The organism is Algoriphagus ornithinivorans (genome assembly GCF_900115305.1).
GTDB classification, from domain to species: Bacteria; Bacteroidota; Bacteroidia; order Cytophagales; family Cyclobacteriaceae; genus Algoriphagus; species Algoriphagus ornithinivorans.
In genome coordinates this window covers 11,182-36,380 of the sequence record NZ_FOVW01000014.1, presented here as the reverse complement: position 1 = coordinate 36,380, position 25,199 = coordinate 11,182, and the positions used below count along the sequence as shown (strand labels likewise).

The following is a 25,199-nucleotide window of genomic DNA, read 5'->3' as shown; positions in this document are numbered from 1 at the left end:
GCTATTAATGTTTATCGCATTATATTATTTTTCAACAATAAAATTGGGGTCCATTTTTTATTGGCAGTGGTATACAAATCATCAAAATCAAATGTTCCAGCCAAAATATCCAAATCTCCATCTTGATCAATATCTCCACTGGATACCACCAAAAGGTTCGCTTTAAAATCAAGTTGAGTTGTGTACGGCTTAAATTTCATTCCTCCATTATTTTGGAAATAAACCAAATCCTGTCTTGGTTCTTGGGCTTTATCTGGAAAAAATGAAATAGCAACAATATCTAAATCTCCATCTTGATCAAAATCGGCAACTTCAACGCCGCTAGCTCCATACATGGGATAAAACCATTCTTCAGAGAATTGATAATCGCCTTGATTAACAAAAATTCTCAAGCCATGGTAGTTTTTTAAAATTGGAGAAAGGTCTGCATTATCACCATTAACTAAAATAATATCTAGTAAACCATCCCCATTAATATCCTTCAATTTAAAATCGCTACTTCCAAAAGCTGGCTGAAATCGTAGGATCTCTTTTTCTTGAAAGTTAGCCTTTCCATCATTTTCCCATAAATAAATTCCCTCTTGAGCTTGAGTCATTAAGCCAATAATATCCAAGTCTCCATCCTTATCGTAATCTAAAATATAGGTTTTCCTAGCACCCGGAAGGGCCTTCAGTATTATTTCTGTTTGCTCATTTCCTTCAGAGATATAGGCACTCAACTTTCCCAGATGATCGCCAAACTGAGCAATTACCTGGTCTTCTATGCCATCTGCATTTAGATCACCAACACTTATATGAACAGGCCTGATCAACTGTTGATGAAGATCTTCCGAGGTCCAGTTTTGTCTAGATTTCTTGAATTTCTTGAAGGTTCCAAGTGAATCATTGGCAGGATCCATTAAACCCATGGATAAAAGTTCAAAACTCTCATTTCCTTCTGAAATAATTGATACTGGAGCAACAGGTGTATCTATTGAGTCAAGAATCAAAGGCTGTCCATTCAGATCCAATTGGAATAATTTTTTAAATCTGTGTCCTAACCAAATTTTCCCAGAAGACTCTACTTCCAACATTGTGGCAAGGTTTGAAAATATAAATTCAAAAACAGGCAATGATTCTTCAAATCCAGGTATTCCTTTTTGAGGTATTTCCTTTTTTAGTTGGGGCAAAGGCGATTCTGGAGCCTCTTTCAAGTAGTACTCCTTCAATTTATTCCAATCCTTTTCTTTGATTAGCGGGATTTTGGAATAGATGCCATCTGGAATACCTCTATCTTGAGGTAAGGTTATCCCAAAATCTTCCTCCAAATAAAGCCCCATCCGCATCCTCATATCCGGAAGCACGCTGTTTTCCCAAGTAGCTTTATCCAACACCTCTGGTTCAGGTTTTAGATGGCAATTGCCGCAATAGACTTCAGCAAGTTGCTTTCCATCCAACTTTAAGTCCATTTGTGAAAGCTGATAAAGAGTTGGAATTGGTTGCTTTCGCTCTGAAATAGGATCACAAGATGAACCTATAGCTAGTACTGCAAAAAGAAGTAAGGTAATCCTCATGAGGCAAATGCTTTCAAGAAACTCTGAACTTTAGCAGCGTCAATTCCTAAATGCTCGAAGAATGAATTTTCGTCAGGAGAAAACTTTACTTCTGAGTTTGTAAACTGATTTTCGGATCTCACTTTAACCTTACATGAAGCATGGATTTCCTTGAAATTTTCAAAAGATTGAAGCTCTTTCACATGTGCTGGTTCTGAGCCTCCCCCAGGCATTATGATGATTCGATTTCCAGCCTTTTCGAGCATTTGCTTGATGGTATTTATACCCTCTGAAACCGAATTTTTTGTACCTGAAGTAAGAATTCTGGCAAATCCACATTCCACTATATCCTCCAAGCTTTCTAATGGATTTTTACTGACATCAATTGCTCTATGAAAGGTACAAGGTTTACCAACTGCTGATTTCAAAAGTGTTTTACATGCTGCTTTATCAACTTCGCCATTTGGCTTAAGTGCTCCAAAAACAAATCCGTCTGCTCCCATTTCTCCCAATATTTGAATATCTCTCTTCATCACCTCCAACTCTCCTTTGCTATAACAAAAATCCCCACCTCTTGGTCGAATCATTACAAAAATTGGGATTTGAACCTTTTCTTTCAAAACCTTCAATATACCTGCTGAAGGTGTCTCCCCTCCTTCCAAGAAGCTACCACACAACTCCAATCTATGAACTCCAAAATCAGCTGCATCTAAAGCAGATCTCAAATTGAAAACGGGCGCTTCTAAAATATACTGATCCATACTAATAATGACTTTTTGAGTCAATCAAGATATTTTCTTGAGTAGTTCCCTTGGCAAAATTGAAACCTGGATGAACTGCATAAGCTCCGATCTGCCCTTCCTTATTGATAGCAAGAAACCCAGCCTGAATATCCTTGATGTCCTTTTTATTTTTGGCTATCAATCTTCTGACAGCTTCCTCACATGCTTCTTGAGGAGTTCTTCCTTGCCGCATCAGCTCCACAATCAGAAAACTCCCACAAATTCTGATAATCGATTCTCCTAATCCGGTAGCAGTAGCTGCTCCCACTTCATCGTCTACATAAAGACCCGCACCGATTATAGGACTATCCCCCACTCTGCCATGCATTTTATAAGCCAGCCCACTGGTTGTACAACTTCCCGCCAGCTTACCTGAGGCATCCATACCTATCATTCCAATAGTATCGTGATTTTCTATATTGATCACCGGCTTGTATTGGCTGGTCTTTTTCCACTCCTCATAGGCTCTTGTGGCTTTGGGACTTAAAATCTCTTTTTCTATCGGGAAACCTTCAGCAATAGCAAACTGCCTAGCACCCTCACCAGCCAACATTACATGTGGCGTCTTTTCCATCACTGCTCTAGCCAAACTAATAGGATGCTTAACCTGCCGTACAAATGCAACAGAACCACAAGAACCGTCACCTTTCATAATGGACGCATCTAAAGTGGTAATCCCTTCTCTATCAGGTAAACCCTGGAGTCCAACAGATAAATTATCAAGATCCAACTCTGTGTCTTTTACGCCTGCTTCTACTGCATCTACTATACTCCCTGACTCTTGAAGTTTCTTCAAAGCGGCCTCATTGGCAGGTAAGCCATGATTCCAAGTTGACAAAATCAAAGGCTTCTCTCCATTTACTAATCCTTGTTTTTTTTGAGTAAAGGCTTGAGAAACTCCAGGTATAAAAATAGCAGAACCTAAAAGGGATTGCTTGATAAATTTTCTTCTTTGGGACATTAGGCTTAATTTAGGTTTTGGGGTTTAAAATCTAATTCAAATCCCTAAATAAGCCTTTTTTCGCACAAATCCTTATAAAATTCCATGAGACCCTATATCCTAAAAGAAGCAAATTGGAAAGCTCTAAAGACACATCGATTTGACCTTGCTGTTCTCCCTTGGGGAGCCACCGAGGCTCATAATTACCATATGCCTTATGGCACAGATGTGTACGAAGCAGATGCAATAGGCGAAGAAGCAGGAAAAAAAGCTTGGGAAAAAGGTGGCAATGTTGTGATTCTCCCCACCATTCCATTTGGGGTCAATACAGGTCAGTCTGATATTTATTTGGACATGAATCTAAATCCAAGCACTCAGTTTGCCATTTTGAAGGATTTGATTGAAGTATTGAATCGACAAGGCACAAAAAAGCTCCTTATTCTCAACAGTCATGGGGGAAATGACTTTAAAACTGCACTTAGGGAACTGGGTCTCCAATATCCAGACATGATGCTCTTTACCTGCAATTGGTTTCAGGCTTTAGACAAAACTCAATACTTCGAAGAAAGTGGGGATCATGCGGATGAAATGGAGACCGCATTGATTATGCATTTGCATCCTGAATTAGTATTGCCGCTTGAAGAAGCTGGAGATGGAAAAGAAAAGAAATCCGTAATAGCCGGAGTCAGGGAAAAATGGGCGTGGGCAGAAAGAAAATGGTCTCAGGTAACTGAGGATACTGGAATTGGGAATCCAAAAAAAGCCTCCCCTGAAAAAGGAAGGCGCTATTTTGAGGACGTTACAGACAAAGTTGCGGAGTTAATTTTGGACATTTGCTCTGTCAACTCCAATGAACTCTATCGCTAATTAATCTAAAACAGATAAGTCAAAGTCTTTTACTGCTCCAGTATAGTCTACTACTTTAAGGGATTTAAGGCCTTTAGGAAGAATAATTTCTCTGGAAGATTGGGATAAAAACCCAGAGCCATGATTTACTTCTATGCGTTGGGTTTTCCCATTTTCAAGTTCAACCAAAATAGCTGATACTTCCTGACTAGGCTCAATAGACTGAGATTCTTGATTTTTGCCACGAAACACCTTCAATTCTCCTCTATTTTGAGAAGCAATGTATAGTGGGCTTCCATTAACGGAGCTTAGTTTGACCAATGCCTTAGCATCTCCCGGCACTATGAAACCACTCTTATCCGACTTGGCTGGAGTGAAACCACCTTTACCATCTCCTAATAATACCAAGCCATTCAGGGCATCCAACCTTCCAATAAAGATTTCATTCCCAAAATCATTTCCGACCAGGAGTATGTCCAAGTAACCATCTTGATTTATATCTTCGGCCAAAATACCATTTACAGGAGCTAGTTGAGCTAAACTTGGCAATTCATGAATTTTAAACTTTCCATTACCTAGATTTTCCACATAAGAGGATCGATCATAATTTCCTGTCAAAATCAAGGCATCTTTTCTTTCTTCTTCAGAAAAAAGAGTTTGCTCAGTACTCAAAGCATATAGCTTATATCTCTCAAATTTCCTTCTGAATAGAGTACTTTGTCCGTACAGATCATCCCAAAAATGACTTGGGAAAGATTCATATGCTCCTTGCCTATTTTTATACCAAGCAAAAGTTACAGGATCTACACTTCCATTTTTATCAAAGTCTTTGGCATATATTTTCACCGGCCTTTCGAAGGTTGGATGAAAATGATTATTTGCTCCAAGATTCCCCACCACGAAATCCATATCTCCATCTTGGTCAAAATCACCTGACTGAATGGAATTCCACCAACCTAGATGATTTTCCAATCCCGTTTCAACTTTTTTAAGTTGGGATCCATCATTTTTAAATAATGTAATCGGCATCAATTCACCAACTACTATCAAATCCATCAATCCATCACTATCCACATCAGACCAGATTGCATCTGTAACCATTCCTACCGTCCTTAATTCCGGTGCAATTTGATCAGTCACATCTTCCAAAATTCCCTGATTATTCTGCAACAGATAACTATTCTCAGGATAAGGATATTGTGCAATAGGAGTTCGGCCACCAACGAAAAGGTCGATAAACCCATCCTGATTAAAATCAGCGGCCCTAACAGTACTGCCACTGGCTTTGATCGCGTTAAAATTCTTATCGAGGGAGAAATTACCAGCTCCATCGTTGAGATAGACCCTATCCGTGTATTCTGCAGAATTGGTTGGAAATTCATTACTACCGCTGACTAGGTATAAATCCAAATCTCCATCATTATCCAAGTCTATTAATAAAACCCCCATTTCTTCGAAATTTGGATTTTCTCCCGGTAATAAATCTCTTTGAGAGAAAGTGCCATTTGCACTCTGTAAGAATACTTGAGGATGGAATCCGGAGGAAGAACCAATAATCAAATCTTCCATTAAGTCCCCATTGATATCCCCTACAGCCAAGGCCGGTCCATATTGAGTTAACTTATGAGGAAGAGTTCTCTGGACATTGAAATCTATTTTATCATTTTCTTGATGAACATAAATAAGCCCAATATTTTCAGAAACCTCTTCAAATAAGGAGTCCTCAGAGCTTTCATCAAGAATTGCCAATTGGTTGGGTCCTTGATTTGCTGTTTTGTATGAAACCTCGACTTTGGAATTTACTTCAGGAGATGACAATTCATTTACTTTTCCATCAGACCAAATAACCTTTAGGCTTGTGATACTTTGGCCGGCTGGAATTCCAAAATGTAAAACCTCCTCGATGGAAGACATATAGCCCCTGATAACTTGTTGCTCCTGGAAAAGCTGATTGCCATCCAATAAGCTAACAATGACCTTACTGCCTAATCCTTGGGAGTTTTGAACAGGGCCTTGAAGTTTGACTCTTAAATACCCGCCTTTTTCTTTTTTCTCATTCAGTTTGTTTTCAAAAACAAAAGCTGGATCATTGATATTATTGATTACGTAATCCAAGTCTCCATCTAAGTCCAAGTCCACCAATGCTGCTCCATTGGAAAAAGATGGTTTGTCCAAACCCCAATCCTTCCCAGAATCTTTGAAAGTCAGATCTCCTTGATTTTTGAAAGCATAGTTAGGGATTTTAACAATCGGAATTGAATCCAGAAGTTGCCGGACGGTAGCAATACTCCCCACGTCAGCCCGATAATTTGCAAAGTCCTTATCAGTGATGTCCCTTGGAAAACCGTTAGTCACCAATAAATCTCTTTGTCCATCATTATCTACATCTCCAAATAAAGGGGACCAAGACCAGTCTGTTTGATAAATCCCTGCATACATCCCAATTTCACTAAATGGGGCTTTTTCTCCATTATTGAGATGTAGCATATTTCGCACATGCTGATATTCATAATCCCATTGTTCATTGCTGATATACACCTGGTAAGAGTTCTTACCTATCGTAGTCTTTTTCCTATAATTATCCTCTCCCAGCATGTCTAAGGTGATCAAGTCAGGTTTGAGATCATTATTAAAATCTGCAATATCTGATCCCATTGAAAACTGGCTTTGATGTTTTAGCTTTTGAGAAGATTGGTTTGAAAAAGTCCCATCCTGATTATTGATATATAGGATATCATTAGTCACATAATCATTAGAAACATGAATGTCCGGCCAACCATCATTATTGAGGTCAGCGATTAAAAGTCCTAGACCGAAACCTTCAATGGTGATACCAGCTTCAAGAGTAACATCGGTAAAGGTTCCATCTCCATTATTTCTATAAAAAGCATCATTATTGATAGCAGAACCATCAGTAATTTTTTCTCTATAATTAGAAGGAATGATTTTGCTTTGCTCATTATTCAAGACATATAAGTCCAGATCACCGTCCAAATCATAGTCGATAAACGCAGCTCCCATGCCATTACCAGCATCAGCAATACCATAGCTTTCTGCCATTTCTTTGAAAGTGATTTGCCCTTCTGAATTTTTTCCTTGGTTGACAAAAAGTAGGTTGTTTCGTTCTCCCGGTCCTGTTTTCATGGCAGAAACAACATAGATGTCCATCCATCCGTCGCCATTGATATCAACCACGGCTGAGCCCGTACACCAAAAGTTTGCTGCTTCGATTCCTGCCAAAGCAGATACGTCTTCAAACTTGAAATCTCCCTGATTGAGGTATAATTTATTGGAAACCTGATTTCCTGTAAAAAATAAATCTGGGTATCCATTTTGATCAAAATCCGCAACTGCTACACCTCCACCATTGAAAATATATTCGTCTGTTAATATGTTGAATGAATCGGTTTCTATAATCTCATTATTAAATGAAATTCCGGTTGATTCTGGTGATTTTAATTCAAATAAGGTATCGGACTTTTTGCAGGAAAGGAGTAAAATTCCTCCAAATAAAGCCAAATAAAAGGATAGGTTCTTCATAGGTAAATTGGGTGAATGAGTCAGCTATGAAATTAGCATATCTCTGGAAAGTCTCGAAATAAAAAAGGGCTTTTAACAAACAAAGGACAAAAAAAAGAAGGCCCGAAGGCCTTCTTAATTATTATAGTTTCCAGAAAATTAGAAACCAGGGTTCTGAATAAGTATATCAGATCCTACCAAGTCAATTTGATCTTGAGGAATTGGTACCAAACGGAATTTGTCGGTGAACTTAGCTCCACCTAGAGCTCCAGTAAGGATAGTTCCATCCAAAGCTAGGTAGAAATCAAGCTCTGCCTGAACTGTATTCCATCTAACCAAATCATAGAATCTATGACCTTCCATACCCAACTCAAGCATACGCTCCATGCGAACAGCTCTTCTTGCAACGCTTGCGTCAGTCCAAGGAGCAGTGTAAGTAGATACTACATAATTAGCAGCCATAGTACCATCAGCTCTCATCAACTTAGAGTTCATTGCTCTTGTACGAACTCTATTAACTTTAGCTCTAGCGCTTTCCAAAGCACCTGTTTCGATATCAGCTTCTGCAGACATCAATAACACATCAGCAAATCTGATGATCATGAAGTTGATACCAGTATATCCTGGAGTCCAAGAAGAGTTATCTTGGAAAGAACCTTGCTCAGATCTCTCATAAACATACTTTTTAGGAGAATAAGGTCCGCCATTTGGTTGATTTCTAATCCAAGCAGCACCTGGATGATCTTGCCAATCCAAATAAGGGATTCCTCTTCTACCTACTGTATGATCAAGTCTTGGATCAAGGTTTCCAGTATCTGGAGTAAATGCCTGATCGGAATTTAAGCCCATGTCAGATTTTACTCTGTTTCCTGGATTATTGTAAGACTTATCCAAAAGAGGAAGACCATTAGCATCAGTTCTAAATGCATTCACAAAAGTGAAAGATGGCTGGAAGAATCCGCAACAGTTACCAGGACCAGAAGGACCAGTATTGTATGGGAAGTTCAAGTCAAACTCTGGGTTTGCATTTGCTACAGAACCAGTACCTGCTGCAGACTGATAAGCCCAAACAGACTCCTGATGGTTGTCATTAGCTCCTCTGAACATGTCATCATAATAAGGAACCAAGTCATACTTCAATCCATTGGAAGTAACACCATTTGCAATCACATCGTCAAACAAAGACTTGGCTGGAGCAAATTTTCCTTGATAAAGCAAAGCTTTAGCCATGTAAGCTTTTGCAGCCCATGAATTAACACGACCTACTTGAGGTTGAGTAGCTGGCAAATTGTCAATAGCATATTGGAAGTCTGCTTCGATAAATGGCCAAAGGTCTTTATCATTTTTCACATCTTCCAAACCACTACCATAATCCACAGTCTCGTCTACGTAAGGAGTATTATTATAATCCCTCTTCAACTCGAAGTAGTAGTGTGCTCTCAAGAATCTAGCTTGTGCACTAATCCTCTTTTTATCAGCCTCAGTTACATCTGGGCCAGGATTATTCAATAGTCTTAGAACGTTGTTAGCTCTAGCTATTCCTTCGTAACATACATTCCACTTAGATCCCATTTCACCGCCAGCAGCATCATTTTCATAACGCTGAATTGGGTTGATGGTCGTGAAATCACCAGGGTCGGTACCTTTATTAGCCTCTCCCCCTCTAATACTTCCCCAAACCCAGTTGGATGGGGATCCCAAGCGGTTTCCTCGACCATTCACCTGAGAATAAGCTGCTATCAAGGAAGCTTCAATCCCCGCAAGGGAGGAAAGCTGTGCTTCCGCTAGCAAGCCTGTAGGCGCAACGTCTAGGAAATCATCGCTACAACTCACTGCTACCATCATCATCGCTGATGATAATAGGGCTCCGATTTTTAATTTAAAATTGTTCATTTGATTTAATCTATTATAGTTTCTATAACTCGATTCGCTTTAATGTGTTTAGCTTAGAAGCTGACATTCAGACCTAAAGTATAACCTCTGGTAACAGGATAGTTACCTACGTCGATACCAAATGTCAAGTCAGCGTCACCACCTACCGCAGGGTCAAGACCCTGATATCCTGTGATTGTAAACAAGTTGTTTGCAGATGCAAATACTCTCAATCTTTCTATTCTCCATCTCTGAAGTAAGTTTTGAGGAAGCGTGTAACCTAAAGTCACGTTCTGCAATCTCAAATAAGATCCATCTTCTACATAGTAGCTATTCTCAACTGTTGAAGTAGAGAATGTAGAAGAACGGTCTACGATTGGAATAGTAGCACTGGTATTGGATGGGCTCCAAGCATTTTTCAATCTTTCAGAAATAGCTGCTCCTTCGAATGTAGAGAAGAAGTCAGTAAACCACTTAGACTGGTTCCATACTTCGTTTCCGATAGAAGTATACAAGTAAGCTGATAAGTCAAATCCTTTGTAACCTACTGTGAAGTTTACACCACCAGTAAAGTCAGGAATTGGATTACCAAGAACTTGTCTATCCTCAGGAGTAATTACGCCATCACCATCTGTATCTTCATACTTGAATCTACCAGGAGCGGCACCAGCCTGAGTAGCGTGAGAATTCACATCCTCTTGGCTTTGGAATAGACCTACTACTTTATATCCGAAGAAAGTAGACAAAGGCTGTCCAACTTGGTTACGGATAGGACGAATACCTCTATACGCTGGGTTTACGGAAGTAATGATTTCCAAACCTGGAGCAAGAGATACGATCTCATTTTTCAAAGTAGATCCTGTTACTGTCAACTCATAAGTCAATGAAGAAGAAAGGTTACCTCTGGTTGTTACCAAAAGGTCTAAACCTCTATTCAACATTTCACCGATGTTTACCGCAGGCGCTGCCGCGTTACTACCAGCTGTCAATGGAATTGGAACAGTAAACAATAAGTCTTTAGTATCTTTTCTCCACCAGTCAAAAATTACATCCAAACGACCGTTGAAGAATGTACCATCAAAACCGATGTTTTGAGTAACAGCAGTTTCCCACTGTGCATTAGGGTTACCGATTCTTGTTCTTCTGAATCCAATAATCGCAGAAGAGTTAGTACCACCTATATCGTAAGAAGAAGCTCCCACTGTTCCTCCAAATAGAGAGAACTGGTTGTTTGGATCCACGTTATTGGAGTTACCCATTTGTCCCCATCCACCACGGATTTTCAAATCATCAATCCAAGTAGCTGATTGCAAGAATTGCTCAGAAGAAAGTCTCCAAGCTGCAGAAAACGCAGGGAATACACCATATCTGTTGTTTGCACCGAACCTTGAAGATCCATCTCTACGCACAACAGCACTGAATAAGTACTTATCGTTGAAAGTATAATTCACACGACCAAATAGAGAGTAGAAGTTTACACCTCTAAATAGTCCAGAGTTTACTTGTCTGGTTGAAACAGGCAAGTTGGAGATATTTACGAAGTCTGGATCTCTTGAGAATGGATTCTGACCAGAAGCGTCGATAAATCTACCAGCACCTGTATTCAAGGCTTCCTGACCTAAGATCACGTCAAATGCGTGCTTATCAAAGGTTTTCTTCCAAGATAAAGTATTGGTAAAGGTCCAGGCAAAATTGAATCCTGAGCCTTCGTTATATCCAAATGCAGAGTTGTTTTCAGAGTTTTCATACTGCAATCTGGAATAACCCCAGTAGTAATAGTTGTTATACTGACCACCGATGCTAGATCTGAATCTCAAATCTTCCATCAAATCGTATTCAGCATAAATATTACCGAAGACATTCGCGTTAAAGTTTCTGTTGTCTCTCTGACCGTCTCTGTTAGCAACTGGGTTTCTTGGGTTGTTGAAACCTCTTGCCGCAGTACCTGCATATCCACCAAATTCATCGTAAACCGGAATGATAGAAGGCATACGGAAAGCTTGAAGAATATCATTTTCATCATCTGATACACCACGACCACCGGTACCACCTTGCTGACCTAATACCTGACGGTAGGTAGCTTGGAAGTTTTCACCGATTCTGAATTTCTTGGTTACATCAAATTCAGAGTTAGCTCTGAATGTCAATCTTCTAAAGTTATTCACGATCATGATACCAGCTTGATCCTGATATCCCATACCGATGAAGAATCTGCTTGTTTCAGATCCACCATTCAAACCAATTGAATGTCTGTTCAAAGGAGCATTTCTCGTTAAAGCCTGATACCAATCGGTACCTTCTCCTGTAGCAGCTCTTACCAACTGGTAAACTGGACCTTTTGTAGGGTCAATATTGTATTTTGCTCTTTCTTCTTCAATTCTTTGAGGAGAGAAAGGACCAGAGACACCTGCAGCTCCACCCACATTAATATAATATGGCAATACAGGTGTTGCTCCTGTTCCAAACTGAGGGTGTCCATAATTTGGAGTTCTACCGTCAATTCGAGCTTGGTTTGTTTCAGCTAGCCAAGTATAGGTTGCAAAATCCTGAGGATTCATCATGTCAAGTCCTTCACCCGGAGTGGTCAAACCGAACATACCATTATAATCTACTCTTAATTTTTGGTTACCTCTTCTACCTCTTTTAGTAGTATAGATAATTACACCGTTTGCTGCTCTAGCACCGTAGATAGAAGCTGCTGCTGCATCTTTCAATACAGTAGTTGACTCGATATCATCCGGATTTAAGAAGTCAGTTGATCCAACTGGAACCCCATCCACAACATAAAGTGGCTCATTACCTCCAAAGGCACCGAAACCACGAACACGAATGATAGAAGAAGTACCTGGCTGACCGTTTGTAATTACGGTAACACCTGAAACTCGACCTTGAAGGGTTTGCTCAATATTACCAGTTGGTATTACTGTCAAGTCCTTTGGATCGACTGTGGCGATAGCACCTGTAGTTTCTCTACGGCTATCAATTGTATAACCTGTTACAACCAACTCCGTAAGAGTTTGCTCATCAGGTTTCATTTTGACATTAACAACACTTCTATTTCCTACAACCTGCTCGATTTTGGCGTAGCCGATGAAGGAGAAAACTAGAACTGCCTGATCATTAGGCACATTAAGGGAGAATTTCCCGTCAATGTCTGTGGCGGTTCCCGTGGTTGTTCCTTTCACTAAAACAGAAACACCCGGTAGCCCCACATCATACTCATCTAGCACAGTACCAGTAACTACGCGTTGCGCCATGGCAACCGAACTGGCAAATACTAAGAGCAATATTAAAGCGCTTAGACTTTTGTAAACATTTTTCATAAACATAGATAGATTGGGTAACAAGATTAATCTCAAATACTTGTTTGTTAATTGATTTGTGCAATCGTTTGCGATTATTCTTAAAATAATTGCAATAGGTATTGTCTGAATTTCAGAGCTCTATTGCCGTTATACCGTGGTACGAATACCTGCAAAAGGAGAGATTCCTCTTAGGTTTGAGAGCATCCAGCGATGCCATTTGAGAGATGGAAAATAGCTAGGTAGTATAGGTCATAGGCAGAATTTTGGGTTTCATTGTAATCTTAATCATCAATGTTAATTATTCTTAAACAAATATCAAATTTCTAGAGGTTAAATATTATTTGGCGATTTGAGTCTTTCAGAAAGACATTATTCCACGTTTTTAGTAATACTCATAACAATTTAGATGTTTTATAGCTGAAAGAAAACCTGTTTTCAGCCTTTTTTGAAAAATTTCTCCAAAAAAGCGAAACTTTTTAACCCAAAACAGAAAATAAAACTATTTCAAAAATTTTATTTATTCCTTCTCAGTATCTGAAAAAATTCAGGAATTCCTCTTAATTCATCGAAATTTGGATCTATCAAGGCTTTTAAATAAATGGATTCATTGGCAGCTACTGCTTTTTCCAATTGGATCATGGCGATTTCTTTTTGTCCACTATTTATGGCAACCAGAGCCAAGCCATAATAACCATAGCCAAAATCTCTACTTCGAATCACAGATTCTTCAAAGGCAAGGGAAGCCTCTCCGTAATTACCCGCTAAAAAATAAGCCAGCCCCTTATTAAAAAAGTCCGCAGGATCAGTAAATGCATAATCATATCTCAAGGTTGCCAACTTATAATCACCCCTCAAAATATCCAGAGCACCTCTCAAGCTTTCGTTTACCATCAAAAACTCAGGATCTCTAGTTAAAACAGAGGCCTCTGAAAGATATTTATATGCTTCCCAATAATTTCCTTTCAAGGCATAAATCTGACCCAAGTTATGAAGTGAGTAGGGATTATTTTCAAGTTTAATGGCCTGTTGCAATAACCACTCGGCTTCATTCCAAAGATTTTCCTGAACATCTCTATCCAAGGTTCGCTGAGCCTCTCTTATCCTTACCAATCCTAAATTATTATAAGGAAGTGGCGACCTAAATAACGTAGTCATTTTAGAATAAATCCTCGCTTTCTCTTCCAATCTCGGAGCAGTCTCTCCAGCAATAGCCCAGTCTAGAAATGAAAGTTTGGAGGTTGCAATATTCTCTTCTAGCTCTTGCCGTAAAATGGCAGTCTTTTCAGTTCCCAATCCTGATCCAGGTTTTGCTATTATTTCTACTTTCGCTACTCTTAACTTGGGAAACAACTGACGGGAAAGCTGATCGAAGCCATTAATTGATCTCAATTGTTCCTGCTGCGTTAAAAAATCTTCCCCATTCATCAAAATCGCATAGTAGCTGTCTTTTTGTGAGGTCGAAAGTTCAGGGAAATCCCTTAAGAGAAGTCGAAGATCAAACCAATCATTCCATCGTGAGGAGACTTGAATTATGGTATCTCTGAGTAATAAATTTCTTTTGACAATTTCGTTTTTTATGGTCGTTGCCCTATCCATTCCCAAACGACTGCTTCTTCCCTCTTTTTGTTCCGGGGATTGCAAACCCGTAATTTTCACTGAAACGATAGCAGGATTTTCAGTCAAAAAGGAAGTCATATCCCCAAAAACTGATTCATTTGAGGAGTTTTTTAAATAAGTCGATTCACCTGGATTGAAAAAAAACTGAAATTCTCTGTTTCTAACCGCTTCTCGTCCTGTCACTCCAACCGGAATAACCAATCCAACAGTAGGGATCTGTTCATCAGGAACTACTCTTCCTATTTTTGCTAAAAAAGGAGTTGTGTCAACCCCCTTTTTTAAAACCTTAATTTCGTAGGGTTGATTACTGGCTTTTTTACCTTGAAAAAATCGAGCCTCCAAAGCCGCTGATTCCATCCAGGGCTTAAATGGGACCTTGAAATCCTTCTCTACAGAGTAGTCAGAAAGGTTTTTCTTTAAACTCAACATTCCAAAATTGATGCTATCTGTCTCAGATTTCCACACAAGCCTCAGCTGTGGGTTTCTGGGAGTCATTACAGATTCAATTGGAATTTTTCCTTTCACTGTAAATCTCACAGAGTCTCGCAGATAAACCAGTTTTTCTTGCTTAACATCAATATCATTGAGAAAACGTAAGTCCTGCCCGAAGGAGAACTGAACTAACATACTCAAAATGAGAAAATTGAATATTTTTATTTTCTTTGAAAACAATCGGGCAGACATTTTGCTTTTGTTATCCTAAATTGAATTTTTGTAACTTACAACCAAACTAAACCATCAACGTCATGCAAAAACTGAAACTGTTTTTCGAAGAAAGCGCCTTCGGTGTTTGTTCCAGACTTGGAGAGAAACTTAATTTCCCCATTGATAGTATTCGCTTATTTTTCATTTATTCATCCTTCATTACTCTGGGTTCGCCGGTGATCATCTACGTATCCATGGCAATGATGATGAAAATTCGAAAGTACTTTAGAAAAATGAACAACCCAGTTCTTTTTGATTAAAGTCTATCAAAAGTTTTCTTTCGGTTCACCCAAAAGTCCCAATAAATCCAATATGAGGGACCTTTTTTGCTAAATTTCTTCTTCCCTTTAGTTTTCAAAAACTGTTCCTTACTTTCAAAAAAATCATCATATCCTCGTAGGATAGCTTTACCAAACTCTTTTTTCCCATTCAGGATATAGGCTAGGGCTGCCAATATTTCTACTACAAACTTAAGAATAAAAATTACAGCAAAATTGAAGGTCGATTCTGCCTTATAAATCAATGTGATGCTGTTCTTGATGTTTAGGTAGAGTTTTTTGGGGCTGCTTCTGTCAAGAGTCGCACCGCCTAAATGATAAACAACAGAGTCGCCTGTATATGCAATTTTCCAACCTGCCTGCTGCAACCTCACACAGAGATCAATTTCTTCCATATGCGCAAAAAAGTGAGCATCAAAGCCTCCATGTTCAAAAAAACAAGCTGATCTAATCGCCAAACAAGCTCCGGAAGCCCAATCTACCAGACAAAAATCATCATATTGCCCTTGGTCCTCCTCAATTACATTCCAAATTCTCCCCCGGCAATAAGGATAGTATAAGGTGTCTAAAAAACCACCTCCTGCACCTGCATAATCAAAAACTTTGGGATTTTGGGCAGATAAGATCTTTGGCTGAAGAGCTGCTATTTTTTCGTCTCTTTGAAAAGCTTCCAGCAGCTTGCTATCCCAACCTTCTGTAACCTCCACATCTGAATTGAGCAAAATGAAAAATTCGTACTTCCCTCTTAGCTGCTCCAAACCCCAATTGTATCCACCAGCGTAACCGAAATTTTCAGAAAGAGAAATGAGTTGAACTTTGGGAAAATCCTTCTCAAGGATGGCTCTGGATTGATCCTGGCTGGCATTGTCAATTACCCAAACATCAGATAGGGAAAACTTTATAACAGAAGGGAGGAAACGTTTGAGCATTTCCTCCCCGTTATAATTTAAGATGACAATTGCGCAGTTTTGCATCCTCCTGATGATAGGTTATTGAAAAAAAAATCTATAAATGGTCACTGAATAAGCCTTGACTTTTAAGGCTTTTCATTTTCTGACCTAATCTCATTTTATCCAAACATGCTGCCCAAGTCCATTCCGGGAATATTAGGAATCATCCCTTCAGTCGCTGACTTCATCTCAGCTTTGATTTTGACCTCAATTGCTTCTAAAGCAATATTTGTGGCTGCTACCACCAAGTCACTGAGCATTTCCTTATCATTAGGGGTTAACAGTGACTCATCCATTTCAATTTTCATCACTTTACGCTCCCCGTTGACTGTTACTTTTACTAATCCACCACCGGATTCTCCTTCAGCAGTCAGATGAACAAGCTTGGCTTGGGCTTCTTTTATTTTAGCCTGAGCCTCTTTTACCTTATTCATCATGTTCATCAAATCAAACATAGCTCTATAATTTTATTTTATAATTTCTTGAATTTCAAACTTTTATTTCGAACTAAACTCTTCGGAGAATTTTCAGTGTAAAAAACGCAACATTAACCAAGCAATCTCTGTCTGTAGGAATATCAAACCATTTAGTTATGAAGTCGATAGTCCAAATTGATAAAGAGCAGGTTAAGAATCTGAGCTTTTCCAAAAAAGAGGTGATCTCTACCCCTGAAGAAAGGAAAATTCGATCTCAAAAACTGGAGAGATCGCAGACCCTTGGCAATTTACTGCATTCGAAAGTACGTATCATTTTCTGTACAGCCGAAGATCAAGTTTACGAAGTCAATACCACTGTTTGGGCTGTTGGGCCGGAATACATAGTACTAAAAGGAGGAGTAACCATCCCCACCAATTCTATCCTTTCTGTGGAATAAACTCCAAAACTGTCTTTATAGCATCCTCAACTCCCAAGTTTTCCTGAACTCCTGTTTCAAGATTCTTTAGCGCAATAGTTTGGGATTCTATTTCTTGGTCTCCACAAATTGCTGCAAACTGAATCTGATTTTTACTCGCATAATCCAGTTGCTTTTTCATTTTAGCCTGGTCTGGATAGATTTCAGAAACAATCCCTGCTGAGCGTAAACGGGTCAGAATACTTAAGGCATATCGATACCCTTTCTGATCAAAATGGGTCAATAATACCTGTGTGCCCTGTGCGGTTGACTGAGGAAATATATTCAGCTCCTCCATCACATCATAGATTCTATCTACTCCAAAGGAAAACCCTACGCCGGAAACCCCGTCCATACCGAAAACTCCGGTCAAGTTATCATATCGTCCACCACCACTAACGGATCCTATGGAAACATGATTGACTTTTACTTCGAAAATTGCACCTGTATAGTAAGACAAACCCCGAGCTAAAACCATATCCAGTTCCACATGACTCAAGTCTTCACCCATGGCCTGTAGAATTCCGAAAGTATCTTTCAACTCCTCCACTCCCTGCAAGCCTACTTCACTGCTGGCTAGGAAATTTTTGAGAAAGTCTAATTTTTCCTGCACTCCGCCAGTGAAATTAATCAAAGGACTAAGCTTTTGGATGGATTCATTTTGAAAGTCTCTTTGAGCCAATTCTTCCTGTACTTTTTCCCAGCCGATTTTATCCAGCTTATCAATAGCAACACACAATGGGCCTTCTTTTCCCGCTTCGCCGATCACCTCTGAAATCCCGGTTAAAATCTTCCGGTTGTTTATTTTGATATCATAGTCAGCGATATTCAGCTTGGAAAAAACCCTACGAATCATCAAAACAATTTCTGCTTCACAAACCAAGCTATCTGTGCCTACCACATCGGCATCACATTGATAAAATTCTCTATACCTGCCCTTTTGAGGTCTGTCTGCCCGCCAAACGGGTTGGATTTGAAATCTCTTGAAAGGGAATGTCAATTCATTTCGGTTCATCACCACAAACCTCGCAAATGGTACGGTCAAGTCATATCTAAGCCCCTTCTCAGAGACTTTTGACAAGGTAGCATTTGCCCCATTTTGCAAATCTTCAGGACCTACATTCTTTAGAAAATCTCCACTGTTGAGGATTTTAAATAGCAATTGATCCCCTTCGTCTCCATATTTTCCTGTCAGAGTACTCAAATTCTCCATAGCTGGAGTCTCTATCTGATTGTAACCAAACAACTGAAATGTATCCTTGATTGTATCTAGGATGAAATTTCTTCTGGCCATTTGAAGAGGTCCAAAATCTCGGGTTCCTTTCGGTAAACTCGGCTTTTGCATGCAAGTAATTTTGGTGATTAAAGCCCAAATTTACCGAAAAAAAGCAGAAATATCCCCGAACTCAGAGATAATACACAATTTATTCGCGCAGATTAATAGGCAATCAAAAAATGTTTCTTTACCTTTGCGTTCCGTTTCGAAACAAAAATCTTTAAACACATATAGTCATGGCAGTTACTACTCTGAAAAGAAAGCTAAGAAGAAAAAGACAAAGCCAGAATACACGTATCATCAAAATTAAGCAATTGACTGCTCAGCCGGTGATCAAAAACGTGGATGTAGAGGAATTGAAAAAGTCTTTCGAGAAGAAATAATTTCCCTTCTAGATATTAAGCGGCCTTGAGCCGCTTTTTTTTGCCTATTCAGTAAGCCTTCCTCTCCTACCAAGCTCTATTACCCGAAGATTGGCTATTTTTCCTGAATTGATTTCAAAAAGGAGCATAGTTCTCATCTGGTGAAAACCTTGCTGCCCAATAGCCCCAGGATTCATATAGAGGCAATTCAAGTCTTTATCCATCTCCACTTTGCAAATATGTGAATGGCCACAAATAAAAACTTGAGGCCTTAATTGCTTGATTTTACTTTTCACTCCGTTTGCATAGCGGGGAGGTTTCCCTCCGATGTGAGTCATTAAAAACCGAACACCTTCAACTTCCCATTCCATCCATTCTGGATATAAATTCTGAGTATTAGTATCATCTATATTTCCATAAACAGCTCTGATGATTTTCCCATCAGGTAATGCATTCATGACAGTCAACTCACCAATGTCACCTGCATGCCAGATTTCATCTACTTCTTCAAGATGTTGAAGAGTTTTGTGATCAATGTAACTGTGAGAATCAGAAATCAATGCGATTTTAGTGGACATTTGAAACGAAAGGCTTTAATTTTTCCTTGATAATGTAAGTCTTACCCCAAAACAATACGATCACTATGAAAAACCTAGCATTTCTTGGCCTCATTTTTCTGCCAATACTTGGAACCTCCACAATTTCTTATGCTCAGTCTCCTGCAGATTCAGCCAAAGTGGTTTCAGTTGAAAAATTTCAAAAGCTAAGCTCAAAGAAGAAAAACATCCTAATCGATGTAAGAACACCTGAAGAAATGCAGGAGGGTCACTTGGAAGGTGCCTTGAATATCAATTTCCTTTCAGAGGGATTTGAAAATGAAATTAAACAATTGGACAAGACTGAAACTTATTTATTGTACTGCCGAACTGGGAAAAGAACAGCCAAGGCAGGTGTTGCGATGAAAGCAGCCGGATTTAAAAAAGTAATCATGTTAGATGGCGGAATTACCGCCTGGAAAGAACAAGGAAAACCCATAGAAGAATGAGTCAAATAAAATCTATTAATCCCTATTCCGGTGAAATCCTGAAAGAATTTCAACTTTTGACGGAAAATCAAGTTCAGGAAAAACTTCAAAAAGGCGAGAAAGCCTATCAGAAATGGAAAACTTCTCCCTTTTCTGAAAAATCAAAACTGATGCACAAAGCAGCAGAGGAATTACGGGAAAACAAGGAACATTATGCGAAAATTATTTCCCTGGAAATGGGGAAAATTATCAAGGAGTCAGTTTCAGAAGTTGAAAAATGCGCTTGGGTCTGTGAATATTATGCTGACAATGCAGAGGAATTTTTGAAGCCTGAACCCATCTCTCTTCCTGATGGAAAAAATGCCAAATTACTTCACCAACCAATAGGAACTGTTTTGGCAGTAATGCCCTGGAACTTCCCATTTTGGCAGGTATTTCGTTTTGCTGCTCCTACCCTGATGGCAGGGAATACGGGTTTATTGAAGCATGCATCCAATGTACCTCAGTGTGCTTTAGCGATAGAGGAGGTATTTACCAAGGCCGGTTTTCCAGAGGGGGTTTTTCAATCACTTTTAATCGATTCGAAGACAACCACGGCAATTATAGAAAACCCAATCATCAAAGCCGTTACCCTGACAGGAAGCGAAAAAGCTGGTGCAGCAGTTGCCTCAGCTGCGGGCAAACATATCAAAAAATCCCTCTTAGAACTGGGAGGCAGTGATCCATTTATCATATTGGAAGATGCTGACATAGAAGAAGCATCCAAAACTGCTGCTAAAGCTAGAATGATCAATTTTGGCCAAAGTTGTATCGCCGCTAAGCGGTTTATTATTCAGGATACAGTCTATGATCAATTTTTAGAAATATTTTCCAATGAAATAAAAAACCTTAAGGCCGGAGAGCCTCTGGATGAAAATGCAGACTATGCATGCATGGCAAGACCTGATTTAGCACAGGAGCTCTATGAGCAAATTCAAGAATCTGTGGACAAAGGAGCTAAGGTTTTACTGGGAGGAAAAGCCCCTGAAAAAGGAAGTGCCAAAATTTCTCCTACTATTTTAACAGATATTCCAAAAGATTCTCCGGCATATTCAGAAGAATTATTTGGACCGGTTGCTATCGTTTTTCGGGTTAAATCAGCCGATGAAGCTATTCAAATAGCCAATGATTCTGAATTTGGATTAGGATCATCTCTCTGGACGAAAAATCAGGAAAAAGCCGAAGCATTGGCTTCAAGGATAGAAAGCGGTGCAGTCTTTATCAATTCATTGGTGGCATCCAATCCACATCTTCCCTTTGGAGGAATCAAAAAGTCCGGTTATGGAAGAGAACTGAGCCGCCATGGAATATTGGAATTTGTAAATACCAAAACAGTATACCTTGGCTGATAGATAAGGGATAATCAATCGGTCTATTTTTGCAATTGCCCGATTCCTTCCTATTTTTACGAGCCAAAATTTTGTCTTTAACTAATGAGAGAAATACAATTTCGCGAAGCCCTCAGAGAGGCCATGTCCGAAGAGATGAGACGTGATAAGAACGTCTTCCTGATGGGTGAAGAAGTAGCTGAATATAACGGAGCTTACAAAGTTTCACAGGGAATGCTGGATGAATTTGGTCCAGAGAGAGTTTATGACACTCCAATCTCTGAATTGGGCTTTGCCGGTTTGGGAGTAGGTGCTGCAATGAATGGACTTATTCCAATCATTGAATTCATGACTTTCAACTTCTCCCTAGTTGCGATCGATCAGATCATCAACTCTGCTGCTAAAATGTTAGCCATGTCAGGCGGAGCCTATTCAGTTCCTATTGTTTTTCGAGGACCTACAGGAAATGCAGGTCAGTTAGGAGCTACACACTCTTCCAACTTTGAAAATTGGTTCGCCAACACTCCGGGTTTGAAAGTTATAGTACCTTCTAACCCTTATGATGCTAAAGGCTTATTGAAAGCTGCAATCCGTGATCCAGACCCAGTGATTTTCATGGAATCTGAATTGATGTATTCAGACAAAGGAGAAGTTCCTGAATCAGAATACCTTTTACCAATCGGAGTAGCTGATATCAAAAGAAAAGGAAAAGATGTTACGTTGATTTCCTTTGGTAAAATGATGAAAGTGGCTTTGGAAGCTGCCGAAGAAATGGCAAAAGAAGGAGTTGATTGCGAAGTAATTGACTTGAGAACTGTCAGACCTATAGATTACGCAACCTGTGTAGAGTCATTGAAAAAGACCAACCGTGCAGTTATTGTAGAAGAAGCTAATCCATTGGCTGCTATTTCCTCCGAATTGACTTACCATTTCCAGAGATATGCATTTGACTATTTGGATGCTCCTGTGATTCGTGTGAATTCAATGGATGTACCTTTAAGTTATGCTCCTACTTACATTGAGGCGACTATACCTAATGTAGCGAGAACAGTAGCTGCTATCAAAAAAGTAACTTACCAAGATTAATCATATAATTAATCCAAAAAAAAGCCCTGACTTACCAAAGTCAGGGTTTTTTGTTACCCAATCTATCTATCTGTTTACTTATTACTAAATCGATAATTCATGAGAAATGTTTCACGATATTCAAAAAAAGAGGCTGTCTCATAAATCGTTCTAATGTCAGCCTGAGTGTAGTCGAAGGCCAATTATATCATCCTGGCCTACATTTCGACTTCGCTCAATGTGACAAAATCACTTTTGAGACAGCCCTTATTTTAAGTTCTTTTAGCGGTTGTTTTGAATCATCTCTCCTCCACCTTCTTCACCGCCTTTCAAATCATCATTAGATACTGACCTTCTTCTTCTTGGTCTATCGTTCATACTTAGCTTACCTATTCTGTAGCTGAAGTTGATCTTGAAATTCATATTTCTCAAAGCACTTGTACTATTCTGTACAATGGTAGGCGTGATGGTCTCATTTCTGATGATAAATTCCTTCGCTAAGAAGTTTTCAGCTCCAAACCCAATACTTCCTCTTTTCTCCTTGAATTGCTTATTAAAGTTTAAGCCATATGCCGCGAATCCTCCGCTTGAACCTTGAAGTTGTACTCTTCTACCTCTTGCAAAGGTGAATAGTTGAATCTGCCAGTCTTTTGGTAAAGAGTAGTTTCCAAACATTCTTCCACTGACTACCCATCCCTGATTAGATGCCGCAAAAAGCGGATCTGTCAATCCATTGTCCAACATGGCATAGTAAAGATCAAAACCACCATTTAAAGAGAACTTGTTGCTGATGCTAACATTGGCAAAGATGTTAGTACCTAAAGCCTGCTCCTGACCAATATTCTCGTAGGTCGTATAGATGATATCATCATCCTGAACAGTTCTTACTGCCTGAATCGATCCCGTAGTATTTCTGTAGAATCCGGTGAAGTTTAGCATAGTACCTTTGATGAAGGTGCTATATCCCAATTCATAATTATCAGTCAATTCAGGATCCAAAATAGGGTTACCCTGAGAGATTTGAAGTGGGTTGGATGCTTCAATGTTTGGATTCAAAAATCTCAAGGATGGTCTTTGAATTCTTCTGTTGTATGCAGCCTTGATCATGTTGCCATTTTTCAATTTGCGGCTAGCATTCACACTTGGTACCAAGGTTCCGTAAGAAGGAATATCAACTTCCAATTCATTGGCAAAATCAGCGGAAATGGTTGTATACTCATATCTCAATCCCGGCTTCAAAGTGTAATTTTTCAAGAAGCTGAAAGTATAAGAAAGGTATCCTGCAGTTACATTTTGATCATAACTGAATTCATTGCTTAAGGATGGATCTTGCAATTCTACATATGCTCCATCAGCACCTTCTGCTTGGAAATAAGCAAAGTCAGAATAGGCTTTTCTCAAAATGTTTTTAGCCCCGTATTCCAAAATTTGATTTCCTTTATCTCCCAGAGGATTTACAAAATCCAACTGTACAGTAAATTCTTCATTTCGGCTTGGGTTATCGTTTCTCAGCCTTGAGTCAATTGTTTGAAAATCCTCATTGAAAAGGGTATTTACAAAATTATTTTCTCTGTTGTTTCTACTATAAAGAGTCAATAAACTTACCTCCTTACCTTTCTTCTCGTAGGTTTTGGTGTAGTTCAAACTCACATCAATGGAATTGGACTGATCCTTGGAATTAGTTTCTCTCAAGGCTTCTCTAATCAAATTTCCTCCTACAAAATTTTGTGTCAGGAAGTCATTTTGCCAGTTATTAGAATTTCTGATCCCGAAGTTTACTGCACCTGTGATGAAATTGAACTTATCGATTTCATAATCTATCCCGAAGTTATATCTGCCGAACAGGTCTCTTCTTTCCGTGTCTGCTGACTGCAGAATTGTAGTCGTGTTTCCTGATGGGTCAATCAACTGCTGTTCGTTGTCGAATCTTCCCAAGATATTATAGCCAGAGCGGCCAAAACCTCCTAGCGAAAATCCAAACTTTCCGATTCTGGCACTTCCGTTCAATCCCAAGTTAGAACCTCTCAAACCAGCACCACTGTTGATACTCATGGTCACGCCCTGTAAATTATTCTTCTTAGTAACAATATTGATTACACCGGAAGTACCCTCTGCATCGAATCGGGCTGATGGAGAAGTAATAACTTCCACTTCTTTAATTTGATCTGCAGGAATTTGCTTTAAAGCATCAGTAATACTGCTTGCAGCGATTGCTGAAGGTCTGTTATCGATCAGCACAGTAATGTTACTGCTACCTCTCATAGAAACATTACCATCCAAATCTACAGATAGCATTGGAACTCTTCTCAACACATCCGTAGCATCTCCACCGGCAGTCGTTCTGTCATTCTCTGCTTTGTAAATCGTTCTGTCAACACGCTCTTCAATCAATTGTCTTTGACCTTGAACGGTCACTTCCTCCAATGCCAAACCCTCATCGCTCATTGATAGATTTCCGAGGTTGATATCACCAGTTTTAGATTTTACAGATATGTTGTCAACTACCAGCGTTTCGAACCCGATAAAAGTCAATTGAAGGGAATACTCTCCTGGGTCGAAACCTGTAATGAAGAATTTACCTTCCCCGTCAGCAACGGCACCGGCTAAACTCACATCTGACCCTTTTCTGTATAAGGCTGCGGTAGCATAGCCAACAGGTTCGCCAGATTTAGCATCTTTAGCCACACCGATAATTCTGGCTGGCTGTTCTTGGTTTTGCTGGGCGAAGGTTTGATTTAAACCGATGGCTGCAAAAAGAATTAATAAACTGAATAGATTTTTCATCTGTTTTAGATAAATGATTTCAAAATTTTAATGGCACTCGCATAATTCCTTATGATTCATTTTGCGAGCTTCACCTCAAATTT

General features: G+C 39.3%; 19 protein-coding genes. 7 read left to right on the top strand and 12 right to left on the bottom strand.

Annotation, left to right across the window (positions count from 1 at the left end; genetic code table 11):
- Nucleotides 1-11 precede the first annotated feature (11 nt).
- The 3 genes from BM073_RS17455 to BM073_RS17445 are packed head-to-tail and all read right to left on the bottom strand — an operon-like array spanning nt 12 to nt 3,275.
- Entirely contained in the window at nt 12-1,553 is a 1,542-nt protein-coding gene (locus BM073_RS17455) for an FG-GAP repeat domain-containing protein (protein WP_091655625.1), read from the bottom strand.
- On the bottom strand, nt 1,550-2,293 hold the full coding sequence (locus BM073_RS17450) for a copper homeostasis protein CutC (RefSeq protein WP_091655664.1): 744 nt from the start codon (nt 2,291-2,293) through the stop codon (nt 1,550-1,552). Before BM073_RS17450 ends, BM073_RS17455 begins: the two co-directional genes overlap by 4 nt.
- A 1-nt stretch (nt 2,294) precedes the next feature.
- The gene (locus BM073_RS17445; RefSeq protein ID WP_091655624.1) at nt 2,295-3,275 is read right to left on the bottom strand and encodes an isoaspartyl peptidase/L-asparaginase family protein; all 981 of its coding nucleotides are present in this window, start codon (nt 3,273-3,275) and stop codon (nt 2,295-2,297) included.
- 84 nt (nt 3,276-3,359) lie between these two features.
- Here BM073_RS17445 and BM073_RS17440 point away from each other — a divergent pair, with 84 nt between their 5' ends.
- On the top strand, nt 3,360-4,121 hold the full coding sequence (locus tag BM073_RS17440; RefSeq protein WP_091655623.1) for a creatininase family protein: 762 nt from the start codon (nt 3,360-3,362) through the stop codon (nt 4,119-4,121).
- Here the strand turns inward: BM073_RS17440 and BM073_RS17435 are convergent, their stop codons facing one another.
- The 4 genes from BM073_RS17435 to BM073_RS17420 all read right to left on the bottom strand — a co-directional run bounded on the left by BM073_RS17435 (nt 4,122) and on the right by BM073_RS17420 (nt 15,040).
- Nucleotides 4,122-7,640, bottom strand: coding sequence for a VCBS repeat-containing protein (locus tag BM073_RS17435; protein ID WP_091655622.1), 3,519 nt, complete (start codon nt 7,638-7,640; stop codon nt 4,122-4,124).
- Nucleotides 7,641-7,778: 138 nt separating this feature from the next.
- Complete coding sequence (locus tag BM073_RS17430) at nt 7,779-9,512, bottom strand: RagB/SusD family nutrient uptake outer membrane protein (RefSeq protein WP_091655621.1); 1,734 nt, start codon at nt 9,510-9,512, stop codon at nt 7,779-7,781.
- A gap of 53 nt (nt 9,513-9,565) precedes the next feature.
- Complete coding sequence (locus BM073_RS17425; protein WP_091655620.1) at nt 9,566-12,820, bottom strand: SusC/RagA family TonB-linked outer membrane protein; 3,255 nt, start codon at nt 12,818-12,820, stop codon at nt 9,566-9,568.
- 489 nt (nt 12,821-13,309) lie between these two features.
- Complete coding sequence (locus BM073_RS17420; RefSeq protein WP_091655619.1) at nt 13,310-15,040, bottom strand: tetratricopeptide repeat protein; 1,731 nt, start codon at nt 15,038-15,040, stop codon at nt 13,310-13,312.
- A gap of 119 nt (nt 15,041-15,159) precedes the next feature.
- Here BM073_RS17420 and BM073_RS17415 point away from each other — a divergent pair, with 119 nt between their 5' ends.
- Nucleotides 15,160-15,378, top strand: coding sequence for a PspC domain-containing protein (locus BM073_RS17415; protein WP_091655618.1), 219 nt, complete (start codon nt 15,160-15,162; stop codon nt 15,376-15,378).
- Here BM073_RS17415 and BM073_RS17410 read toward each other — a convergent pair.
- The gene (locus BM073_RS17410) at nt 15,375-16,370 is read right to left on the bottom strand and encodes a glycosyltransferase family 2 protein (RefSeq protein WP_091655617.1); all 996 of its coding nucleotides are present in this window, start codon (nt 16,368-16,370) and stop codon (nt 15,375-15,377) included. The genes BM073_RS17415 and BM073_RS17410 overlap by 4 nt on opposite strands.
- Nucleotides 16,371-16,465: 95 nt before the next feature.
- On the bottom strand, nt 16,466-16,801 hold the full coding sequence (locus BM073_RS17405; protein ID WP_091655616.1) for a YbaB/EbfC family nucleoid-associated protein: 336 nt from the start codon (nt 16,799-16,801) through the stop codon (nt 16,466-16,468).
- 137 nt (nt 16,802-16,938) lie between these two features.
- Here BM073_RS17405 and BM073_RS17400 point away from each other — a divergent pair, with 137 nt between their 5' ends.
- Nucleotides 16,939-17,220 carry a hypothetical protein gene (locus tag BM073_RS17400; protein WP_091655615.1) on the top strand — a complete coding sequence of 94 codons (282 nt, stop codon included), beginning with the start codon at nt 16,939-16,941 and terminating at the stop codon, nt 17,218-17,220.
- Here the strand turns inward: BM073_RS17400 and hisS are convergent.
- Complete coding sequence (gene hisS, locus BM073_RS17395; protein ID WP_091655614.1) at nt 17,201-18,583, bottom strand: histidine--tRNA ligase; 1,383 nt, start codon at nt 18,581-18,583, stop codon at nt 17,201-17,203. The genes BM073_RS17400 and hisS overlap by 20 nt on opposite strands.
- 167 nt (nt 18,584-18,750) lie before the next feature.
- Between hisS and BM073_RS18160 the strand changes: the two genes are divergently transcribed.
- Nucleotides 18,751-18,897 (top strand): hypothetical protein, encoded by a 147-nt coding sequence (locus tag BM073_RS18160; RefSeq protein ID WP_175557949.1) that lies wholly within the window; start codon nt 18,751-18,753, stop codon nt 18,895-18,897.
- Nucleotides 18,898-18,941: 44 nt separating this feature from the next.
- On the opposite strand, the gene BM073_RS17390 is transcribed toward BM073_RS18160, so the two are convergent.
- Nucleotides 18,942-19,454 (bottom strand): metallophosphoesterase family protein, encoded by a 513-nt coding sequence (locus BM073_RS17390; RefSeq protein WP_091655613.1) that lies wholly within the window; start codon nt 19,452-19,454, stop codon nt 18,942-18,944.
- Nucleotides 19,455-19,519: 65 nt separating this feature from the next.
- Between BM073_RS17390 and BM073_RS17385 the strand changes: the two genes are divergently transcribed.
- The 3 genes from BM073_RS17385 (at nt 19,520) to BM073_RS17375 (ending at nt 22,353) form a co-directional block, all read left to right on the top strand.
- Complete coding sequence (locus tag BM073_RS17385; RefSeq protein ID WP_091655612.1) at nt 19,520-19,921, top strand: rhodanese-like domain-containing protein; 402 nt, start codon at nt 19,520-19,522, stop codon at nt 19,919-19,921.
- Nucleotides 19,918-21,288, top strand: coding sequence for an NAD-dependent succinate-semialdehyde dehydrogenase (locus BM073_RS17380; protein WP_091655611.1), 1,371 nt, complete (start codon nt 19,918-19,920; stop codon nt 21,286-21,288). The genes BM073_RS17385 and BM073_RS17380 overlap by 4 nt, the downstream gene beginning before the upstream one ends.
- Nucleotides 21,289-21,372: 84 nt before the next feature.
- Complete coding sequence (locus BM073_RS17375; protein ID WP_091655610.1) at nt 21,373-22,353, top strand: pyruvate dehydrogenase complex E1 component subunit beta; 981 nt, start codon at nt 21,373-21,375, stop codon at nt 22,351-22,353.
- A gap of 261 nt (nt 22,354-22,614) precedes the next feature.
- Here the strand turns inward: BM073_RS17375 and BM073_RS17370 are convergent, their stop codons facing one another.
- Nucleotides 22,615-25,116 (bottom strand): TonB-dependent receptor domain-containing protein, encoded by a 2,502-nt coding sequence (locus BM073_RS17370; protein ID WP_091655609.1) that lies wholly within the window; start codon nt 25,114-25,116, stop codon nt 22,615-22,617.
- Nucleotides 25,117-25,199: the final 83 nt, after the last annotated feature.

Bases quoted from the DNA above. Each gene is read 5' to 3' on its own strand.
- BM073_RS17455 (WP_091655625.1), bottom strand. From the start codon at position 1,553: ATGAGGATTACCTTACTTCTTTTTGCAGTACTAGCTATAGGTTCATCT.
- BM073_RS17450 (WP_091655664.1), bottom strand. From the start codon at position 2,293: ATGGATCAGTATATTTTAGAAGCGCCCGTTTTCAATTTGAGATCTGCT.
- BM073_RS17445 (WP_091655624.1), bottom strand. From the start codon at position 3,275: ATGTCCCAAAGAAGAAAATTTATCAAGCAATCCCTTTTAGGTTCTGCT.
- BM073_RS17440 (WP_091655623.1), top strand. From the start codon at position 3,360: ATGAGACCCTATATCCTAAAAGAAGCAAATTGGAAAGCTCTAAAGACA.
- BM073_RS17435 (WP_091655622.1), bottom strand. From the start codon at position 7,640: ATGAAGAACCTATCCTTTTATTTGGCTTTATTTGGAGGAATTTTACTC.
- BM073_RS17430 (WP_091655621.1), bottom strand. From the start codon at position 9,512: ATGAACAATTTTAAATTAAAAATCGGAGCCCTATTATCATCAGCGATG.
- BM073_RS17425 (WP_091655620.1), bottom strand. From the start codon at position 12,820: ATGTTTATGAAAAATGTTTACAAAAGTCTAAGCGCTTTAATATTGCTC.
- BM073_RS17420 (WP_091655619.1), bottom strand. From the start codon at position 15,040: ATGTTAGTTCAGTTCTCCTTCGGGCAGGACTTACGTTTTCTCAATGAT.
- BM073_RS17415 (WP_091655618.1), top strand. From the start codon at position 15,160: ATGCAAAAACTGAAACTGTTTTTCGAAGAAAGCGCCTTCGGTGTTTGT.
- BM073_RS17410 (WP_091655617.1), bottom strand. From the start codon at position 16,370: ATGCAAAACTGCGCAATTGTCATCTTAAATTATAACGGGGAGGAAATG.
- BM073_RS17405 (WP_091655616.1), bottom strand. From the start codon at position 16,801: ATGTTTGATTTGATGAACATGATGAATAAGGTAAAAGAGGCTCAGGCT.
- BM073_RS17400 (WP_091655615.1), top strand. From the start codon at position 16,939: ATGAAGTCGATAGTCCAAATTGATAAAGAGCAGGTTAAGAATCTGAGC.
- hisS (WP_091655614.1), bottom strand. From the start codon at position 18,583: ATGCAAAAGCCGAGTTTACCGAAAGGAACCCGAGATTTTGGACCTCTT.
- BM073_RS18160 (WP_175557949.1), top strand. From the start codon at position 18,751: ATGGCAGTTACTACTCTGAAAAGAAAGCTAAGAAGAAAAAGACAAAGC.
- BM073_RS17390 (WP_091655613.1), bottom strand. From the start codon at position 19,454: ATGTCCACTAAAATCGCATTGATTTCTGATTCTCACAGTTACATTGAT.
- BM073_RS17385 (WP_091655612.1), top strand. From the start codon at position 19,520: ATGAAAAACCTAGCATTTCTTGGCCTCATTTTTCTGCCAATACTTGGA.
- BM073_RS17380 (WP_091655611.1), top strand. From the start codon at position 19,918: ATGAGTCAAATAAAATCTATTAATCCCTATTCCGGTGAAATCCTGAAA.
- BM073_RS17375 (WP_091655610.1), top strand. From the start codon at position 21,373: ATGAGAGAAATACAATTTCGCGAAGCCCTCAGAGAGGCCATGTCCGAA.
- BM073_RS17370 (WP_091655609.1), bottom strand. From the start codon at position 25,116: ATGAAAAATCTATTCAGTTTATTAATTCTTTTTGCAGCCATCGGTTTA.